The sequence below is a fragment of the Massilia sp. MS-15 genome, from assembly GCF_020176695.1.
GTDB classification, from domain to species: domain Bacteria; phylum Pseudomonadota; class Gammaproteobacteria; order Burkholderiales; family Burkholderiaceae_D; genus Telluria; species Telluria hydrophila.
Genome location: NZ_JAIWIA010000005.1, coordinates 1 through 16,168 on the forward strand (window position 1 = coordinate 1; position 16,168 = coordinate 16,168).

The 16,168-nt window shown below is 62.9% G+C and carries 10 protein-coding genes; 3 read left to right on the top strand and 7 right to left on the bottom strand.

What is annotated here, in order from left to right:
• Positions 1–176 precede the first annotated feature (176 nt).
• Together LCI23_RS02865 and LCI23_RS02870 are read left to right on the top strand one after the other, a co-directional pair.
• Positions 177–860, top strand: coding sequence for a serine protease (locus LCI23_RS02865; protein ID WP_374041138.1), 684 nt, complete (start codon positions 177–179; stop codon positions 858–860).
• 133 nt (positions 861–993) lie between these two features.
• Positions 994–1,605, top strand: coding sequence for an XrtA/PEP-CTERM system exopolysaccharide export protein (locus LCI23_RS02870; RefSeq protein WP_224943760.1), 612 nt, complete (start codon positions 994–996; stop codon positions 1,603–1,605).
• A gap of 204 nt (positions 1,606–1,809) precedes the next feature.
• On the opposite strand, the gene LCI23_RS02875 is transcribed toward LCI23_RS02870, so the two are convergent.
• A complete protein-coding gene (locus LCI23_RS02875; protein ID WP_224943763.1) occupies positions 1,810–2,679 on the bottom strand; it encodes a PEP-CTERM sorting domain-containing protein in 870 nt (289 codons plus the stop codon).
• A 205-nt stretch (positions 2,680–2,884) separates the two neighbouring features.
• Between LCI23_RS02875 and LCI23_RS02880 the strand changes: the two genes are divergently transcribed.
• Positions 2,885–3,754, top strand: coding sequence for a ThiF family adenylyltransferase (locus LCI23_RS02880; protein ID WP_224943766.1), 870 nt, complete (start codon positions 2,885–2,887; stop codon positions 3,752–3,754).
• On the opposite strand, the gene LCI23_RS02885 is transcribed toward LCI23_RS02880, so the two are convergent.
• The 6 genes from LCI23_RS02885 to LCI23_RS02910 form a co-directional block, all read right to left on the bottom strand.
• Positions 3,747–4,610, bottom strand: coding sequence for a PEP-CTERM/exosortase system-associated acyltransferase (locus LCI23_RS02885; RefSeq protein WP_224943768.1), 864 nt, complete (start codon positions 4,608–4,610; stop codon positions 3,747–3,749). The two genes, LCI23_RS02880 and LCI23_RS02885, sit on opposite strands and share 8 nt — an antisense overlap.
• Positions 4,611–4,638: 28 nt before the next feature.
• Positions 4,639–5,508 carry a PEP-CTERM/exosortase system-associated acyltransferase gene (locus LCI23_RS02890; protein ID WP_224943771.1) on the bottom strand — a complete coding sequence of 290 codons (870 nt, stop codon included), beginning with the start codon at positions 5,506–5,508 and terminating at the stop codon, positions 4,639–4,641.
• Positions 5,509–5,567: 59 nt separating this feature from the next.
• Positions 5,568–8,345: an XrtA/PEP-CTERM system TPR-repeat protein PrsT gene (prsT, locus tag LCI23_RS02895; RefSeq protein WP_224943774.1), complete on the bottom strand. Its 2,778-nt coding sequence runs from the start codon at positions 8,343–8,345 to the stop codon at positions 5,568–5,570.
• A gap of 228 nt (positions 8,346–8,573) precedes the next feature.
• Positions 8,574–8,876: a hypothetical protein gene (locus tag LCI23_RS02900; RefSeq protein ID WP_224943777.1), complete on the bottom strand. Its 303-nt coding sequence runs from the start codon at positions 8,874–8,876 to the stop codon at positions 8,574–8,576.
• Positions 8,877–9,021: 145 nt separating this feature from the next.
• A complete protein-coding gene (icmF, locus tag LCI23_RS02905; protein ID WP_224943779.1) occupies positions 9,022–12,321 on the bottom strand; it encodes a fused isobutyryl-CoA mutase/GTPase IcmF in 3,300 nt (1,099 codons plus the stop codon).
• Positions 12,322–12,500: 179 nt separating this feature from the next.
• Positions 12,501–16,073: an indolepyruvate ferredoxin oxidoreductase family protein gene (locus LCI23_RS02910; RefSeq protein ID WP_224943781.1), complete on the bottom strand. Its 3,573-nt coding sequence runs from the start codon at positions 16,071–16,073 to the stop codon at positions 12,501–12,503.
• Positions 16,074–16,168 lie beyond the last annotated feature (95 nt).

The following is a 16,168-nucleotide window of genomic DNA, read 5'->3' on the forward strand; positions in this document are numbered from 1 at the left end:
CAAATTCCTATTTTAATGTTGAAGATGCAAAAGAGGCCACACAATTGGATGTTCATCAAATCAGCTTGAAGCGGCCCTCATGGGCCTGTGTGGTCCGCCTGACATGCATCACTTTCATCACATTAGCATGTGCGGGCAGCGCAACCGCGGCGACATCCGACCCCCTGCCAGGAAGTGTGAGCCGTATCAAGCCTTCGGTCGTCGGAGTTGGGACGCACCTCAAGACGCGGCAACCTGCGACGGTGTTCGTTGGTACTGGTTTTGTCGTTGGGGATGGCTTGAGCGTGATCACGAATGCCCATGTCATCCCGGAACGGCTCGACGCCGCGCGCATGGAGCAGATCGGGATCGTCGTCAGCACCGGACCCGAGAGCTTCACCTTCCGTCCCGCACGCCTGGCTGGGCTGGACCGCGAACACGACCTGGCGCATCTGCGCCTGGCCGGACCGCCATTGCCGGCCCTCGCACTCGACGAGGACGATACGGTAGCCGAGGGCCAGCTGCTTGCCTTCACCGGCTACCCGCTTGGCATGCGCCTGGGCCTGCACGCCGCGACCCACCGCGCCACACTCGCGGCGATCGCCCCGGCCGTGCGCCCATCGGCCAGTTCGCGCCAGCTCGATCCGCGCGCCATCAACCAACTCCAGCGCGATGCCTTCGGCATCTTCCAGCTGGACGGCACCGCCTACCCGGGTAACAGCGGCAGCCCCCTGTATCGGCCGGAGGATGGGGCGGTGGTTGGCGTCATCAATATGGTCTTCCTCAAGGGATTGAAGGAGAGCGCCGTCAGCAATCCGAGCGGGATCACCTATGCGATTCCGGTGCGTTATGTGCGTAGTCTGTTGCAAAGAAGCCCATAGTATTTCAACGGTGCACGAGGTTGCCGAAGTGCTATGATATAAAGATAGGCTCGATAATGTAGTAGCCAGCAGTGGCCGGAAAACGGGCCGCCGCCAGCTAAAACCAGGGGACTTTGAAGTGAGCTCGAAAACCATGCACAAGATCAAGCGGACAGCCCAGGCTGTCGCCGTCGGTTGCCTGTTCGCACTAGGCGGCTGCGCTACCCCACCTTCGCCGGTCGTCGACACGGCGGCCGTCAATCCGGAATACCTGATCGGACCGGGCGACAGCATCAACATCATCGTATGGCGTAATCCGGAAGTGTCGATGGCGGTACCGGTGCGCCCCGATGGCAAGATCACCACGCCGCTGGTCGAAGACCTGCCGGCTGCGGGCAAGACCTCGACCCAGCTGGCGCGCGATATCGAAGCCGCGCTCGCCAAATTCATCCAGCAGCCAGTGGTGACTGTCGTGGTGTCGAATTTTGTCGGCAACTACAGCGAGCAGATCCGGGTCATCGGACAGGCGGCACGTCCGCAGGCGCTGCCCTACCGTAAAGACATGTCCTTGATGGATGTGCTGATTGCCGTGGGCGGCGTGACCGAATTCGCAGCCGGCAATCGCGCCAGCATCATCCGGACGGTGGACGGCAAGCAGCAGAAGATGCAGGTGCGCCTCGACGACCTGATCAAGGATGGCGACATCTCCGCCAACCTGTCCATGCGTCCTGGCGACGTCTTGGTGATTCCAGAGAGTTTTTTCTAAGCGCTAAGCTTTTTTACTGAGCATAGCAAGCGGCTGGACCGGGCATCTTCGTGGATGCCTGGCCAGCCGTTTTCTGTTTGGTCCGAGTGGTCCGAAACGGCAGCCTGCGGCAAGCGCGCATAAAGACAAATGGCCGGTACCCTTGCGGGTACCGGCCATTTGCCGGTGACCTGCCTTCCGCACCGGGCGGAAGGCTGCGGTCGCTTACTTGGCAGCGCGGCGGCGGCGCAGGCCAGCCAGGCCGGCGAAGCCCAGGCCCAGCAGGGCCAGCGAACCAGGTTCCGGCACCTTGGCCATCACGTCGCCGCTGGCGTCAACGGTCCAGCCGGCGGCTGCCGATTGGCCGGTCTGGCCGTAGGTGACCTTCAGGAACATGTCGTGTGCCATGTTGTTCGGGTCAAACTGCATGTTGGTGTCGAACATGCGGGCCCACGAGCCACCGGTCACGTCCAGGTAAGCCTGGCTGCCGCCGGAAATGGTGTTGTTGGCGTAGGAAGTGGTATAGGTGTACTCAGGGAAGCCACCCAGCACGCCCTGGCCAAACACGGCCGACAGGGCCAGGGTGCCGCCAACATTGGTAATGCCCTGGTAGCCTTGATCGCCGATGCGGCCGCCCGGACCGAAGGAGCTGTTGTAGTTCTGGCCGGTCAGGTACATGTTCAGCCAGCCGCCGGTGCCCAGCGCCAGGGTCTGCGGCGTGAGGGAGCCGGTGACTTCGACATAGGTATCGCGGATGCCGCCGAACATGCCGGTCATGTACTCACCGTTCTGGCCGGCGGTAAAGATCAGGCTGCCATCGGACACGCGGCTGATACTTTGGACCGAGAAAATACCCCAGGTATCTTCGCCAGGCTGGCTGTTCGGCGCCTGCTCGATGCCGGGCACGGCGTTGCAGGCAGCGACGCTGGTGCACTTCACGCCACTGGTGTCGCCGTAGCGAATGGTGCCGGCGTCAAAGGCGTTGATGGTGATTTTCAGGTCACCGGCAACCAGGGTCACTGCGCTGGCTGGAGCGGACAGGCCTGCGGCCAGGGCGACACCAGCGACGATTCCCGAGATTTTCTTCATGTTCATTTGATCATTCCTCACAAGTTGTTGACAGGACTCCGACACCTAGGTCTATAGCAGGAGTCGTGCCAGCTCTAGAGGAAGAGCGCTAAGTTATTGATCTTATTTCACATTCTCATTAGCAATATTGAAATTGTGTCTTTCATATCTTCAACATGTAAGGCTTACCGACAGTGAGATAGCGCACACAAGCATCGCGTTTCAAGGGAAATTGCACTACGATACCTGCACGTTCACCGACCGAGACTTGCCAATGACCACTTTCAATTACGACACGTTTGTTACGCGAAACAAGGGCTATATTGCCGCCGACACCCAAAACAAAGTAAGCAACGCACGTCTCCTGTTGGCCGGTTGCGGGCTGGGCAGTAGCACGGCGATCTGCGCTGCCCGTACCGGCTTCCAGCATTTCGTGCTCATCGATGGCGATACTGTCGATGCCCACAATCTGAACCGGCAGTTCTTCGATTTCGACGACATCGGCAAGCCGAAGGTGGAGGCGCTCAAGAAGCAGATCCTGCGCATCAACCCGGAGGCGATGGTGGAGACCCATGTCGCCATGCTCGACAAGGACAATGCCGCCAGCCTGGTCGGCAGCGTCGACCTGATCTTCGACACCATCGATTTCGTGGACCTGGAGGCGGTGCTGGCCCTGCATGGCAATGCGGCTGCCCAGGGCAAGCCCATTTTCACGGCCATGAACATCGGTTTTGGCGCAGGCGTGATGTATTTCCCGCCGGGTGGCGGCAATTCCTTGCCGGCCATCCTGCAACGCGACGTGGAAGCGGCCGCCGCTGAAGGCAATCTCAGCTATACGGCAGTGTTCCAGCGTGTGATGGGGCGTATCGGCGCCCACCTGGACCGCCAGGTCATGGAAGAGGTGGCCAAGGCCCTGACGATCATGGAAGACGGCACCGCCTGCCCGGCCTCACAGATCGCCGTCGGCAGCTTCTCGGTGGCGGCACTGGCAATGGCGATGATGCACGACATGCTGGCGGGAATGGAGGTGCCGGCGGCGCCGCAGATGGTGATCCACAGCTTCCGCAATCACGTGACGAAGATGGTCAATATCGCTAGTTGAGATCGACCGGTACCTTGCCCAGTTCCCGCTTGCGCACTACATGCAGGCGGGACGGGTGGCTGTGTTCGACCACGGGCGGCTTCTCGTTGAACCAGGCTGCCAGGGTCGGGTTGCTCTGATTGAGCTTGCGGCTCAGGTCATGCAGGTCGAGCACGTAGGGCGTGACCGCACCATAGTAATTCGCTTCCGGGCCGATCGCCATGAAGCGGAAACCCATTTTCTTCAGGGCGTGCGCGAGCGAGCGTTCCATTGCGGCGTACCAGAAGCGGATGCCGTGCGACTGGCTGTGCCGGAACATTTCACGGTACATCCCCAGCAGCAGCATCGGTGAGCTGCGGTCGCGCCGGTCGACCGCCGGGTCGAAGGGGGGCGGCGCTTCGCTGTGGCCCATGAGGCCGGGAATGCCCAGCACGCTGTCGGCACGCCGGCGCCGGTGGGTCTTCTTGACCACCAGGCGCGAAATCTCGGCCGACTGCCCACGGTCGGGCATGTCGAAATCGCTGAAGACTTCGCAGTGCAGTTCGAAAGGGTAGGGCTTGGGTGCCTGCGGCTGGACCAGGCGCACGGCACCGACCAGCTTTTCATCCATGGTAAAGGCGGCGAAGTGGGTGGAGACGTCGTCGTAGTCGTCGAACTCCATGCCGTCCACGGACTGTTCGGGCTGAAGAAAGGCGCACTCCAGGCAATATACCTGGTGCCTCAGCCTGAAGATATCACCCGGCACGGCACTGCTGTTGCCGCCGCGGTAGGCCCGGAAGATCTTGCGGTTGACGTGGTCGACTGTTTCCTGGTGTGCCCCGAACTCTACGCGGGACAGGAAGGCGTCTGGATCGACGCGTGCTTTTCCATTGTCCATCAGTAATTTCGTCCAGTGTTGGACCCCGTTATTTTTTCCTGAAGCGGCCCTCCACATAGCTGGCGACCATGGTCTTGGCCATGATCCAGAATGGAATCGGTTCGTCGTTGAACCAGGCTGCAAGGAACTTGTTTTCTAATCGTAAACGCTCGAGCAATTCATCGAGGTCCGCCATGTGGGGAGTGACTGGACCGTAGTAATCGACCTGCGGTCCGATCGGTACAAACCTGAACCCCATCTTGTCGAGCGAGCGTGCCAAGGACCTTTCCATCGCGGCATACCAGTAGCGGATACCGTTCTGGCGGCTGTGGCGGTACATCTCACGGTACATGCCGAGCAATAATAGCGGACTATTGCCGCGCTTGTCGCGCCGCACGGTTGAACGCGGCTTGATCGTCTTCGTGCTGCCTTTTTCCACGAAGTCCTTCGAAATACCCTCCATCGAGTCACCACGACGCCGCCGGTAGGTCTTCTTGACCACCAGGCGCGAGATTTCGGCGGCATGGTCCCGGGGAGGATAGTCAAACCCCGGGAAAGGCGCGCAGTGCGTCTCGAAGGGATAGGGCTGACCAGGGTGCGGCTGGACCAGGCGCACCGTGCCGATCATGTCCTTGTCGAGGGTGTAGGCGGCAAAATGGGTGGCGCAGTCGTCATAGGCGTCCGTTTCCTGTCCATCCACGAATTCAGTTGCATCGAGATAATGTCGCTCTAGGCAATACACGTCATACCGTAATTTGTAGATCTGCCTGAGTACCTCGGATTCCATATTTCCCTTCAATACCTTCTGAAAGTAGAAATAGGGAATCAGCACATCCCGCTTGCCCTGCAATTGCGCGGCAAGCCGTGTGAAGAAACCAGCTGGCATGGGGTCGTAGTCTTGTTGGGTAACAGTGGTCATGGTCAGCTACCAGGGCAGCCGTGGCGGGAAGGCGGCGGCCAAGGCCGCCGCCACAAGACTTACAGCTGGCCCATCAAGGCCTTGGCTTCTTCCATGGAGGCGAAAGGCTTGCCCGAAGCGAGGCTCTTTTCAAGCTCCTTGCGCGCATTCGCCTTGTCGCCAGCCTTGGCCAGCCCGGCCGCCAGGTGGAAGCGGATGTCCTGTGCATCCGGCGCGCTGGCGATCGCCTTGCGCAGCAACTCCACGCCGCGCGCGGTTTCTCCCTTCTCCACCAGGATCCAGCCCAGCGTATCCATGACGGCCGGATTGTCGCTCGCCAGCTTGTAAGCCCGCTCGGCGGTCGGCAGGGCGCGCGCATCCTTTTCCTGCTGGTAGGCCCAGGCCAGGTTGTTGAGCGCGGCGGCATTGTCGGGGCTGGCCTTGAGCATGCCTTCCAGGCTGCCGATGGCCTGCTTGAACTGGCGCTTGGCGAGGTAGCTGTCCGCGACGAGCATGCCGACCATCTGGTCGTTCGGGTTGGCCGCATGGTACTTCGCCAGGCGCGCCTGGGCTTCTGCTTCCTTGCCGCTCTGCTTCAGGATTTCGCTGATCTTGATCAGGTGCACCGGTGCCTTGCTCAGGGCATAGGCTTTTTCATAGGCCGCCAGGGCCGGCTCCGTCTTCTTCTGGGCCAGCAGTATTTCCGCCTCCATCTGGAAGCCGAGATGCGATTTCGGCTCATCCTTCTGCAGCTGACGGGCAAGCGCCATGGCTTCGTCCGGTTTACCGGCACGCATCGCCAGTTCGACCTGGGCCAGGCGCGCCTGCACGAACTTCGGATCGAGCGCCAGCGCGCGTTTCAGGTTTTCACTCGCGGCTGCATCATTTTTGGTCAGCATGTTGGCCGCGGCCAGGCGCATCTGCACCATGGGCGACTTCGGCAACACGGCAGCCAGTTTGCCGTAGGATTCACGGGCGCCGGTATAGTCCTTGGTGGCAATCTGCGCCTGGCCCATCAGGTCCAGCAATTCCGGGCTGGATGGATTCACGGCGATCATCTTGCGCGCCAGGGCGAGGGCCTTGTCGGCCTGCTTGTTACGCAGGTAGTGCACGCCGAGGTTGGCGGCCGGGCCGACGGCTTCCGGATTCTCCGACTGCGCTTTTTCCAGCCAGGTGGTCGCGCCTTGCGGACGGCCAGCCTGCAGTTCCAGCGCCGCCAGCGCGCTCATCGCATCGATGTTCTTCTTGTCCTTCGCCAGCATGGCCTCGAAGCGCTTCTTTGCCGCGGCAGGATTCTTCTCTGCCAGGTCGAGTCGCGCGAGGTTCGCCACGGCGGGGAAGAAGGTCGGGTTCAGCGCCACGGCCTTTTCGAAGCTGGCGCGTGCGTTCTTGATGTCCTTCTTGCCGAGGTAGACGCCACCCTTCACGTTCTGCACGGCCGGGTTGTTCGGCTGGGCTTTCTCGAGCGACTGGACGGCGGCCAGCGCCTTGTCGAACTGGCCGCGACGCATTTCCGCCTGGACCAGGGCAAAGCCGGCATCGGCGGATTTCGGATCGAGCGTGGCGGCCTGTTCCAGCTCGCCGATCGCCTTGTCCATGTTGCCCTGGGCCATTTGCGACAGGCCGAGCGAGGTGCGGATGCTGGCCGCGCCCGGGGCCAGCGCACTGGCCTGCTCCAGGTAGGCCGAGGCCTTGGCGAAGTCGCGCGACTGCAGGTAGGACTGGCCCGTCAGCGCCAGCAGTTGCGGGTCCTTGGTATCCTTCATCGCGGGCGCCAGCACGGCGGCTGCATCGTCCGGCTGGTTCGACTTCAGCAGCACCTGGGCCAGCAGCTTGCGGGCATAGATATTGTTCGGCGCCGCTTCCAGGTACTTGCGCAGGTGCTGTTCGGCCTGCTTGTTGCCGCCCAGGTTCATTTCGACCGCGCCTGCCAACAGCAGACTCGGCAGGTGTCCGGGAGCGACCTTCAGGATCTTCTGCAACAGGTCCCGCGCATCGCCATGCTTGCCTTCCGTGTAGTTGAGCAAGGCCTGGGCATAGGTGACGTTCAGGTCGCCACCCCAGTTTTTCTTGGCAGCGTCGAGTTCGGTCTTGGCGGCGGCAAGATTCTTGTCGCCGATGTGGATATAGGCTTTTTCAACATGGGCGCTGCGATGGCCGGGATTGATCGCCAGTGTCTTGTCATAGGCGGCCAGGGCTTCCTTCGGCTTGCCGACGCTGCGCAACATATTGCCCTTCATCATCCACACTTCCGCATTGTTCGGATCGCGGGTGGACGCTTCGTCCATCAGGCGTTCGGCGCCAGCCAGGTCATTGCTGAGAATCGCATGGCGCGCCATGCCGACCAGGGCGTCGCCGGAATTCTGGTTGATCGCCAGCGCGGCTTCATAGGCTTCCTTGGCCTTGTCGCGTTCGCCCAGGCCGAGGAAGGCATCGCCGCGGCGGGACAGCAGTTCGGCCGAGCCCTTGGCTTTCTCGGGCGTGATTTCGTCGATGAGTTCCTGGAATTTCGCTTGCATCATCATCGACTGGGCCAGCTTTGGCAGGGTCTTGTCGGCAGCGGCACCGAGACTGAGCGCCTTGCGGAGCTCCTTGTCCGCGGAAAGTGCGTCACCGAGCGCCAGATGCAGGGTGCCCAGTCGCAGGCGCGCCTCGGCGTTATCCGGGTTCTGGGCGACGGCGTTCTTGAGCTGGATCAGTGCTGCTTTGCGGTCGCCTTTTTTTTCATATTGCTGTGCTTCCGCAATCAGTTCTTCCGCACTCTGCGAGCGGCTGCAGCCGGCCATGCCTGCACTGAGCAGGATGGCACTGGAAACGATGGCAACAGCAAGTTGTTTCTTGGTTAGAGTAACCGGCATTGTCTTTCCCTTTGATGAAGGCGCTTGCGTATAGATTAATTTTGGGTGCAAGCGAAGTTGCCCCACTGTTAATAATACTCTAAGGGATACGCTGGAAACCCCCTCTGCTGAACCGTACGCGCAAATTGCTTTTCTCTGTTGCTATTGTGCGAGCGGAAGCATGCAAAGTGTTGATTTGGGGAAAGATAACAGCTGTTGGCGGCGATTTGCAGCCACCAGGCAGCGGGATCAGGATTTGCGCAGGCGGCTGAGCAGGGCTTCGACGTTGTCGCCGACCGGCAAGCCGTGGCGCCGCAGCAGCTGCACATGCAGCACCAGATTCTCGAGGACCAGTTTGGCCGAGACGGCCAGCAGGGTCATCAACCGGTCTTCGGTACTGAAGTTTTCCATGGCGCCCGCCATTTCGCACAGGTGGGTAGCGACCAGCTCGCGCAGCGCATCTTCAGGGAAGGGCAGGTCGGCGAAGTCGATCGGGTCTTCCTGCTCGACTTCCCGCATCAGGGCGGTAAGTTGGTGGGGCTGGATGGGCATGCATGGACTCCATGGGCATCGGCGCCCTTATTCTAGGGCAGCGATGCACAGGATGGCCACGGGATTGGACAGGGCAAGCGCAGGAACCCGGTCCCGGGAAAAACCACGCCGCCCGCGCAATGAATGGACGCGGGCGGCGCTGGACTTACATATTGCGGCGATACTGCCCGCCGACCTCGAACAGCGCGGTCGTGATCTGGCCCAGCGAGCAGACACGCACGGCGTCCATCAGCCTGGCGAACACGTTCTCGTTGTCGATCGCCGCCTGCTGCAAGGCAGCCAGCGCGGCCGGGGCCCGGTCGGCATGACGCGTGTGGAAGTCTTCCAGGCGGGTCAGCTGCGACTGCTTTTCGTCGTCGGTCGAGCGGGCCAGTTCGATCGTCGCCGGGGCACCAGCGCCGTTCGGGTTGCGGAAGGTGTTCACGCCGATGATCGGCAGGGTGCCGTCGTGCTTCTTGTGCTCGTACAGCATCGACTCTTCCTGGATCTTGCCGCGCTGGTAGCCGGTTTCCATCGCGCCCAGCACGCCGCCGCGCTCGGCGATGCGCTCGAACTCCTGCATCACCTGCTCTTCGACCAGGTCGGTCAGTTCGTCGATGATGAACGCGCCCTGGTTCGGGTTTTCGTTCTTCGCCAGGCCCCATTCGCGGTTGATGATCAGCTGGATCGCCAGCGCGCGGCGCACCGATTCGTCGGTCGGCGTGGTGATCGCTTCGTCGTAGGCGTTGGTGTGCAGCGAGTTGCAGTTGTCGTAGATCGCGATCAGCGCCTGCAGCGTGGTGCGGATGTCGTTGAAGTCGATCTCCTGCGCGTGCAGCGAGCGGCCCGAGGTCTGGATGTGGTACTTCAGCTTCTGGCTGCGCTCGTTGGCGCCGTACTTGTCGCGCATGGCGACGGCCCAGATACGGCGCGCCACGCGGCCCAGCACCGTGTATTCCGGGTCCATGCCGTTCGAGAAGAAGAAGGACAGGTTCGGGGCGAAGTCGTCGATGTGCATGCCGCGCGCCAGGTAGGCTTCGACAAAGGTGAAACCGTTCGACAGGGTAAACGCCAGCTGCGAGATCGGGTTCGCGCCCGCTTCGGCGATGTGGTAGCCCGAGATCGACACGGAATAGAAATTGCGCACCTGGTGGTGGACGAAATATTCCTGGATGTCGCCCATCACCTTCAGCGAGAACTCGGTGCTGAAGATGCAGGTGTTCTGGCCCTGGTCTTCCTTCAGGATGTCGGCCTGCACGGTGCCACGCACGTTCATCAGGACCCAGTCCTTGATCTTCTGCGCTTCGTCGTCGGTCGGCTGGCGACCGTTATCAAGCACGAACTTGTCGATCTGCTGGTCGATGGCGGTGTTCATGAACATCGCCAGGATGGTCGGGGCCGGGCCGTTGATCGTCATCGAGACCGAGGTCGACGGGCTGCACAAATCGAAACCGTCGTACAGCACCTTCATGTCGTCCAGGGTCGCGATCGACACGCCGGAATTACCCACCTTGCCGTAGATGTCCGGGCGCAGCGCCGGATCGGCGCCGTACAGGGTCACCGAGTCGAAGGCGGTCGACAGGCGCTTGGCGTCCATGCCGGTCGACACGAGCTTGAAGCGCTTGTTGGTGCGGAAGGCGTCGCCTTCGCCGGCGAACATGCGGGTCGGGTCTTCGCCTTCGCGTTTGAAAGCGAACACGCCGGCGGTGTAGGGGAAGGAGCCCGGCACGTTTTCCAGCATCAGGAAGCGCAGGACTTCGCCGTGGTCCTCGAACTTGGGCAGCGCCACCTTGCGGATCGGGTTGCCCGACAGGGTCCTCGAGACCAGCCGGGTGCGGATTTCCTTGTCGCGGATTTTCACGACGTAGTCGTCGCCCGCATAGGCGGCCTGCATGTCCGGCCACATGGCCAGCAGTTTTTTCGCGCCGCCTTCCATGGCGTTGTCACGCTCGGTGATCAGGTCGTCCAAGACCACGTCGCGGTTGGCGGCGGCCAGCATGCGTTTGGTCTCGCTCAGCTGCTGGCGCTCGCGGGCGAGCTGCACCTGCTTCTTCACGTTGCGGTGGTAGCCGCGCACGGTGTCGGCGATCTCGGCCAGGTAGCGGGCGCGTGCCGGCGGAACGATCACGTTCTTGCCGCTCGAGTACTTCTGCGACGGGGCAGCGAGCCTGCTTGGCGCGACCTGCAGGCCCAGCTCGGCCAGCTTCGGCAGCAGGCCGTGGTACAGGGCGGTGACGCCGTCGTCATTGAAGCGCGAAGCCTGGGTGCCGTACACCGGCATCTCGTCGGGCTGGCGGCTCCACAGTTCGCGGTTGCGCTGGTACTGTTTGGAGACGTCGCGCAGCGCGTCCTGGGCGCCCTTGCGGTCGAATTTATTGATGGCGATGAAGTCGGCGAAGTCGAGCATGTCGATCTTCTCGAGCTGCGAGGCGGCGCCGAATTCCGGGGTCATCACATACATCGAGGTGTCGACGTGCGGCACGATGGCGGCGTCGCCCTGGCCGATGCCCGACGTTTCCACGATCACGAGGTCGAAACCGGCCACCTTGCAGGCGGCGATCACGCTGGGAAGGGCTTGCGAAATCTCCGAACCGGCTTCGCGGGTGGCGAGCGAGCGCATGAACACGCGCGCCCGCATTTCTCCCTGGTGGTTCCACGGGTTGATCGCGTTCATGCGGATACGGTCGCCCAGCAGGGCGCCGCCCGACTTGCGGCGCGACGGGTCGATCGAGATGACGGCGATGTTGAGGCGGTCGCCCTGGTCGAGGCGGATGCGGCGGATCAGTTCATCGGTCAGCGAGGACTTGCCCGCGCCGCCGGTGCCGGTGATGCCGAGGACCGGCGCCTTGACGCCGTCGGCCGCTTCCATGATCTGCCTGCGCAGGGCGTCGTCGGCCTTGCCGTTTTCCAGCGCCGTGATCAGCTGGGCCAGCGGACGGTGGCGCGCAACGATGTCGCCCTGTTGCAATGCCTCAATCGAGGTGGGGGCGTAGGAAGACAAATCGACGTCGCAGCTTTCCAGCATCGAGCGGATCATGCCGACCAGGCCCATGCGCTGGCCGTCTTCCGGGCTGAAGATGCGGGTGACGCCGTAGGCGTGCAGTTCCTCGATCTCGCTCGGGACGATCACGCCGCCGCCGCCGCCGAATACCTTGATGTGGGCGCCGCCGCGCTGGCGCAGCAGGTCGATCATGTACTTGAAGTATTCGACGTGGCCGCCCTGGTAGCTCGAGATGGCGATGCCCTGCACGTCTTCGGAAAGGGCCGCGGTGACGACTTCGTCGACCGAGCGGTTGTGGCCGAGGTGGATCACTTCGGCGCCGTTCGACTGCAGGATGCGGCGCATGATGTTGATCGAGGCGTCATGGCCGTCGAACAGCGAGGCGGCGGTGACGAAGCGCACCTTGTTGGCCAGCTTCGGCTGCTCCGGCAGGTCGAGTTTCGTGGCGAGGGTGATGTCGTTCATGGATGTGGGTCCTTGGGAATCGGGAGGACAGGAGGTATCTCGGTACGGTATATGACGTTAACGTTAACGTCAAGCCAGGCACGGTGGGGTTTGTAGGGTAGGCGGCTTGACCGCCCACGCGTTCAATCAACACATGCACTGACTGGACGCGTGGGCAGGAAACCTGCCCACCCTGCGACTCACGCGGCGCGGCGCTTGATGTTGCCGGACAGCAGTTCAGCCTTGCGTGCACGGAACTCGGCCACGGCCTTTTCCTTCACGTGGCCGAAGCCCCGGATCTGTTCCGGCAGCGCGGCCAGTTCGACCGCCTGCGCATGGTTGGCCGCATCCAGCTGCGCGACCAGGGCTTCGACCATCTCGCGGTATTCCACGATCAGGGCGCGCTCCATCTTGCGCTCGGCGGTCTTGCCGAAGATGTCGAAGGCACCGCCACGCAGGCCCTTCATCTTCGCCAGCAGCCTGAAGGCGCCGAACATCCACGAGCCATACTGCGCCTTGACCATGTGGCCCTTGGCGTCCTTTTTCGCGAACATCGGCGGCGCCAGGTTGAATTTCAGGGAGAAGTCGCCTTCGAACTGGGTCTTGAGCTGCTCGACGAAGCGGCCGTCGGTGTACAGGCGCGCCACTTCGTACTCGTCCTTGTAGGCCATCAGCTTGGCATAGTTCTTCGCCACCGCCATCGACAGCTTGTTGCCCAGGCCCTTCGCGGTCTCACGCTCGCGCACGCGTTTCACCAGGTCTTCATAGACGGCCGCATAGGCGGCGTCCTGGTAGCCGGTCAGGTGCTCGATACGCTTCTTGATCACGCTGTCCAGGCTTTGCGGCATCTGGATCACGACGGTCTGGCCTGGCGTGGCCTGCTTCTCGACGCGCTTGACGTCGACGGCGGCGCGGCGGCCCCACAGGAAGCTCATCTTGTTGGAGGCGACGGCCACGCCGTTCAGCTCGATCGCGCGCAGCAGGGCGGCTTCCGACAGCGGGATGCGGCCCTTCTGCCAGGCGTACCCCATCAGGAACAGATTTGTAGCGATCGAGTCGCCCATCAGCGCGGTGGCCAGCCTGGTGGCGTCGACGAAATCGGCACCCGACTCGCCGCCCACGGCTTCCAGGATCAGCGCGCGCACGTCCCCAAGCGGGAATTCCCAGTCGCGCTGCTGCGCAAAGGTGCCGGTCGGCTGCTCGTGCAGGTTGACGATGGCCAGGGTGCGGCCCGGACGCATCTTGGAGACCGCATCGGCGGCGCCGGTGGTGAGAATGTCGCAGCCCAGGATCAGGTCCGCTTCGCCGGTGGCGATGCGCTGCGCGCGCAGGCGGTCCGGGGTGGCGGCGATCTTCACGTGCGAGGTGACGGAACCGTTCTTCTGGCTCATGCCGGTCATGTCCAGCACCGAGGCGCCCTTGCCTTCCAGGTGGGCGGCCATGCCCATCAACGCGCCGACCGTGATCACGCCGGTGCCGCCGATGCCGTTGATCAGGATGTTGTACGGATGCTCGACGCTCGGCAGCGTCGGCTCGGGAAGCAGGCCCCAGCCGTCATCGGCGCCTTGTTTCGACACGCCGGCCTTGCTCTTCTTGAGCGTACCGCCTTCGACGGTCACGAAACTCGGGCAGAAGCCTTTCGCGCACGAGTAATCCTTGTTGCACGAGGACTGGTCGATCTGGCGCTTGCGGCCGAATTCCGTTTCCTTCGGCAGGATCGAAACGCAGTTCGACTGGATACCGCAGTCGCCGCAGCCTTCGCACACGGCTTCGTTGATCACCATGCGCTGGTTCGGGTCGGGGAACTCGCCTTTTTTCCTGCGGCGGCGCTTCTCGGCGGCGCAGGTCTGGTCGTAGATGATGACCGTGACGCCCGGCAGTTCGCGCAGTTCGCGCTGGACGTCGTCCATCTGCTTGCGGTCGTGCAGGGTGACCATGGCCGGCAGGTTGGAGCGGTCGGCGTAGCGCGACAGGTCTTCGGTGACGAGCGCGATGCGTTTCACGCCCTCGGCCGCCATCTGCTGGGCGATCATCGGCACCGAGGTCTGGCCGTCCACCGGCTGGCCGCCGGTCATCGCCACCGCGTCGTTGTAAAGAATCTTGTAGGTGATGTTCACCTTGGCCGCCACCGCCGCGCGGATCGCCAGGTAGCCCGAGTGGAAGTAGGTGCCGTCGCCGAGGTTCTGGAACACGTGTGGCACCTTGGAGAACGCGGCCTGGCCGATCCAGGGCGTGCCTTCGCCGCCCATGTGGGTGGTCAGCTTGTTCATCTCGGGGTAGATCGAGGTCGCCATCACGTGGCAGCCGATGCCGGCCAGCGCGAAGGAGCCGTCCGGCACCTTGGTCGAGGTGTTGTGCGGGCAGCCGGAGCAGTAAAACGCTGGGCGGAACGGCGTGGTGACCGCCTTGGCAAGCACGGCGTCCTTGGCTTCGAGGAAGCTCAAACGCGCCTTGATCAGGTCACGCGTCGCTTCGTCCTGGACCAGGCGCGCGATGCGGCCGGCGATCACGCGCGCCACCTGCGCCACCGAGAAGTCGGCTTTCGGCGGCAGCAGCCAGTCGCCGCGCGGCGCCACCCATTCGCCCTTGTCGTCGAACTTGCCGACGATGTGCGGGCGCACGTCGTCGCGCCAGTTGTACAGCTGTTCCTTCAACTGGTACTCGACGACCTGGCGCTTTTCTTCGACCACCAGGATCTCTTCCAGCCCCTGCGCGAATTCGCGCACGCCTTCCGGTTCGAGCGGCCAGATCATCGCCACCTTGTACAGGCGCAGGCCGACCTGCCCGGCCATGGCTTCGTCGATGCCCAGTTCTTCCAGCGCTTCCAGCACGTCCAGGTAGGATTTGCCGGAGGCGATGATGCCGAGTTTTGCGTTCGGGCTGTCGATGGTGGTCCGATTGAGCTTGTTCTCACGCGCGTAGGCCAGCGCCGCGTAGATCTTGTAGTCCTGCATCAGCGCTTCCTGGGCGCGCGCCTGCTGGCCCAGCGGAACGGACGACAGTTTCGTATTCAGCCCGCCTTCCGGCATCACGAAGTCCTTCGGATACCTGACTTCGACGCGGAAAGGGTTGGCATCGACCGAGGCACTCGATTCGACCGTGTCGGCCAGGGCCTTGAAGGCCACCGCGCAGCCGGAGTAGCGCGACATGGCCCAGCCGTGCACGCCCAGGTCCAGGTATTCCTGCACGTTGCAGGGGTAGAGCACCGGGATCATGCAGCTTGAAAAGATATGGTCGGACTGGTGCGGCAGGGTCGACGAATAGGCGCCGTGGTCGTCGCCGGCCACCAGCAGCACGCCACCGTGCTTGCTGGTTCCGGCATGGTTCATGTGCTTGAAGACGTCGCCGCAGCGGTCCACGCCCGGGCCCTTGCCGTACCACATGGCGAATACGCCGTCATACTTGGCCGGGCCGATCAGGTCGACGGTCTGGGTGCCCCAGACGGCGGTCGCGGCCAGGTCTTCGTTCACGCCCGGGACGAACTGCACCTTGTTCGCTTCAAGGTGGCCCTTGGCCTTCCACAGGGTCTCGTCGAGGCCGCCGAGCGGCGAACCGCGGTAGCCGGACACGAAGCCGGCGGTGTTCAGGCCGGCGGCGGCGTCGCGCTCGCGCTGGATCATCGGCAGGCGCACCAGGGCCTGGATGCCGGACAGGAAAATGTTGCCGGTCCTGGCGGTGTACTTGTCGTCGAGGGTGACCGAATTCAAGGCTGAAGAAACGGGGCGGGACGAAACGTCCGGCGTCGCCGCTTGTGGCGTGACGGTATCTGGCATGGGGGTCTCCATTATGTGGTTCGTGCTATGGCGCCGCCAGCCGGGTAGGCGAGGGCGCTTTTTGACCGCGTGGAGTGTAGGGATTTAGGCCAGCG

Excerpts from the sequence above, each read along its gene's own strand:
- prsT (WP_224943774.1), bottom strand. The coding sequence starts at position 8,345 with ATGCCGGTTACTCTAACCAAGAAACAACTTGCTGTTGCCATCGTTTCC.
- LCI23_RS02875 (WP_224943763.1), bottom strand. The coding sequence starts at position 2,679 with ATGAACATGAAGAAAATCTCGGGAATCGTCGCTGGTGTCGCCCTGGCC.
- icmF (WP_224943779.1), bottom strand. The coding sequence starts at position 12,321 with ATGAACGACATCACCCTCGCCACGAAACTCGACCTGCCGGAGCAGCCG.
- LCI23_RS02885 (WP_224943768.1), bottom strand. The coding sequence starts at position 4,610 with ATGGACAATGGAAAAGCACGCGTCGATCCAGACGCCTTCCTGTCCCGC.
- LCI23_RS02890 (WP_224943771.1), bottom strand. The coding sequence starts at position 5,508 with ATGACCACTGTTACCCAACAAGACTACGACCCCATGCCAGCTGGTTTC.
- LCI23_RS02910 (WP_224943781.1), bottom strand. The coding sequence starts at position 16,073 with ATGCCAGATACCGTCACGCCACAAGCGGCGACGCCGGACGTTTCGTCC.
- LCI23_RS02900 (WP_224943777.1), bottom strand. The coding sequence starts at position 8,876 with ATGCCCATCCAGCCCCACCAACTTACCGCCCTGATGCGGGAAGTCGAG.
- LCI23_RS02870 (WP_224943760.1), top strand. The coding sequence starts at position 994 with ATGCACAAGATCAAGCGGACAGCCCAGGCTGTCGCCGTCGGTTGCCTG.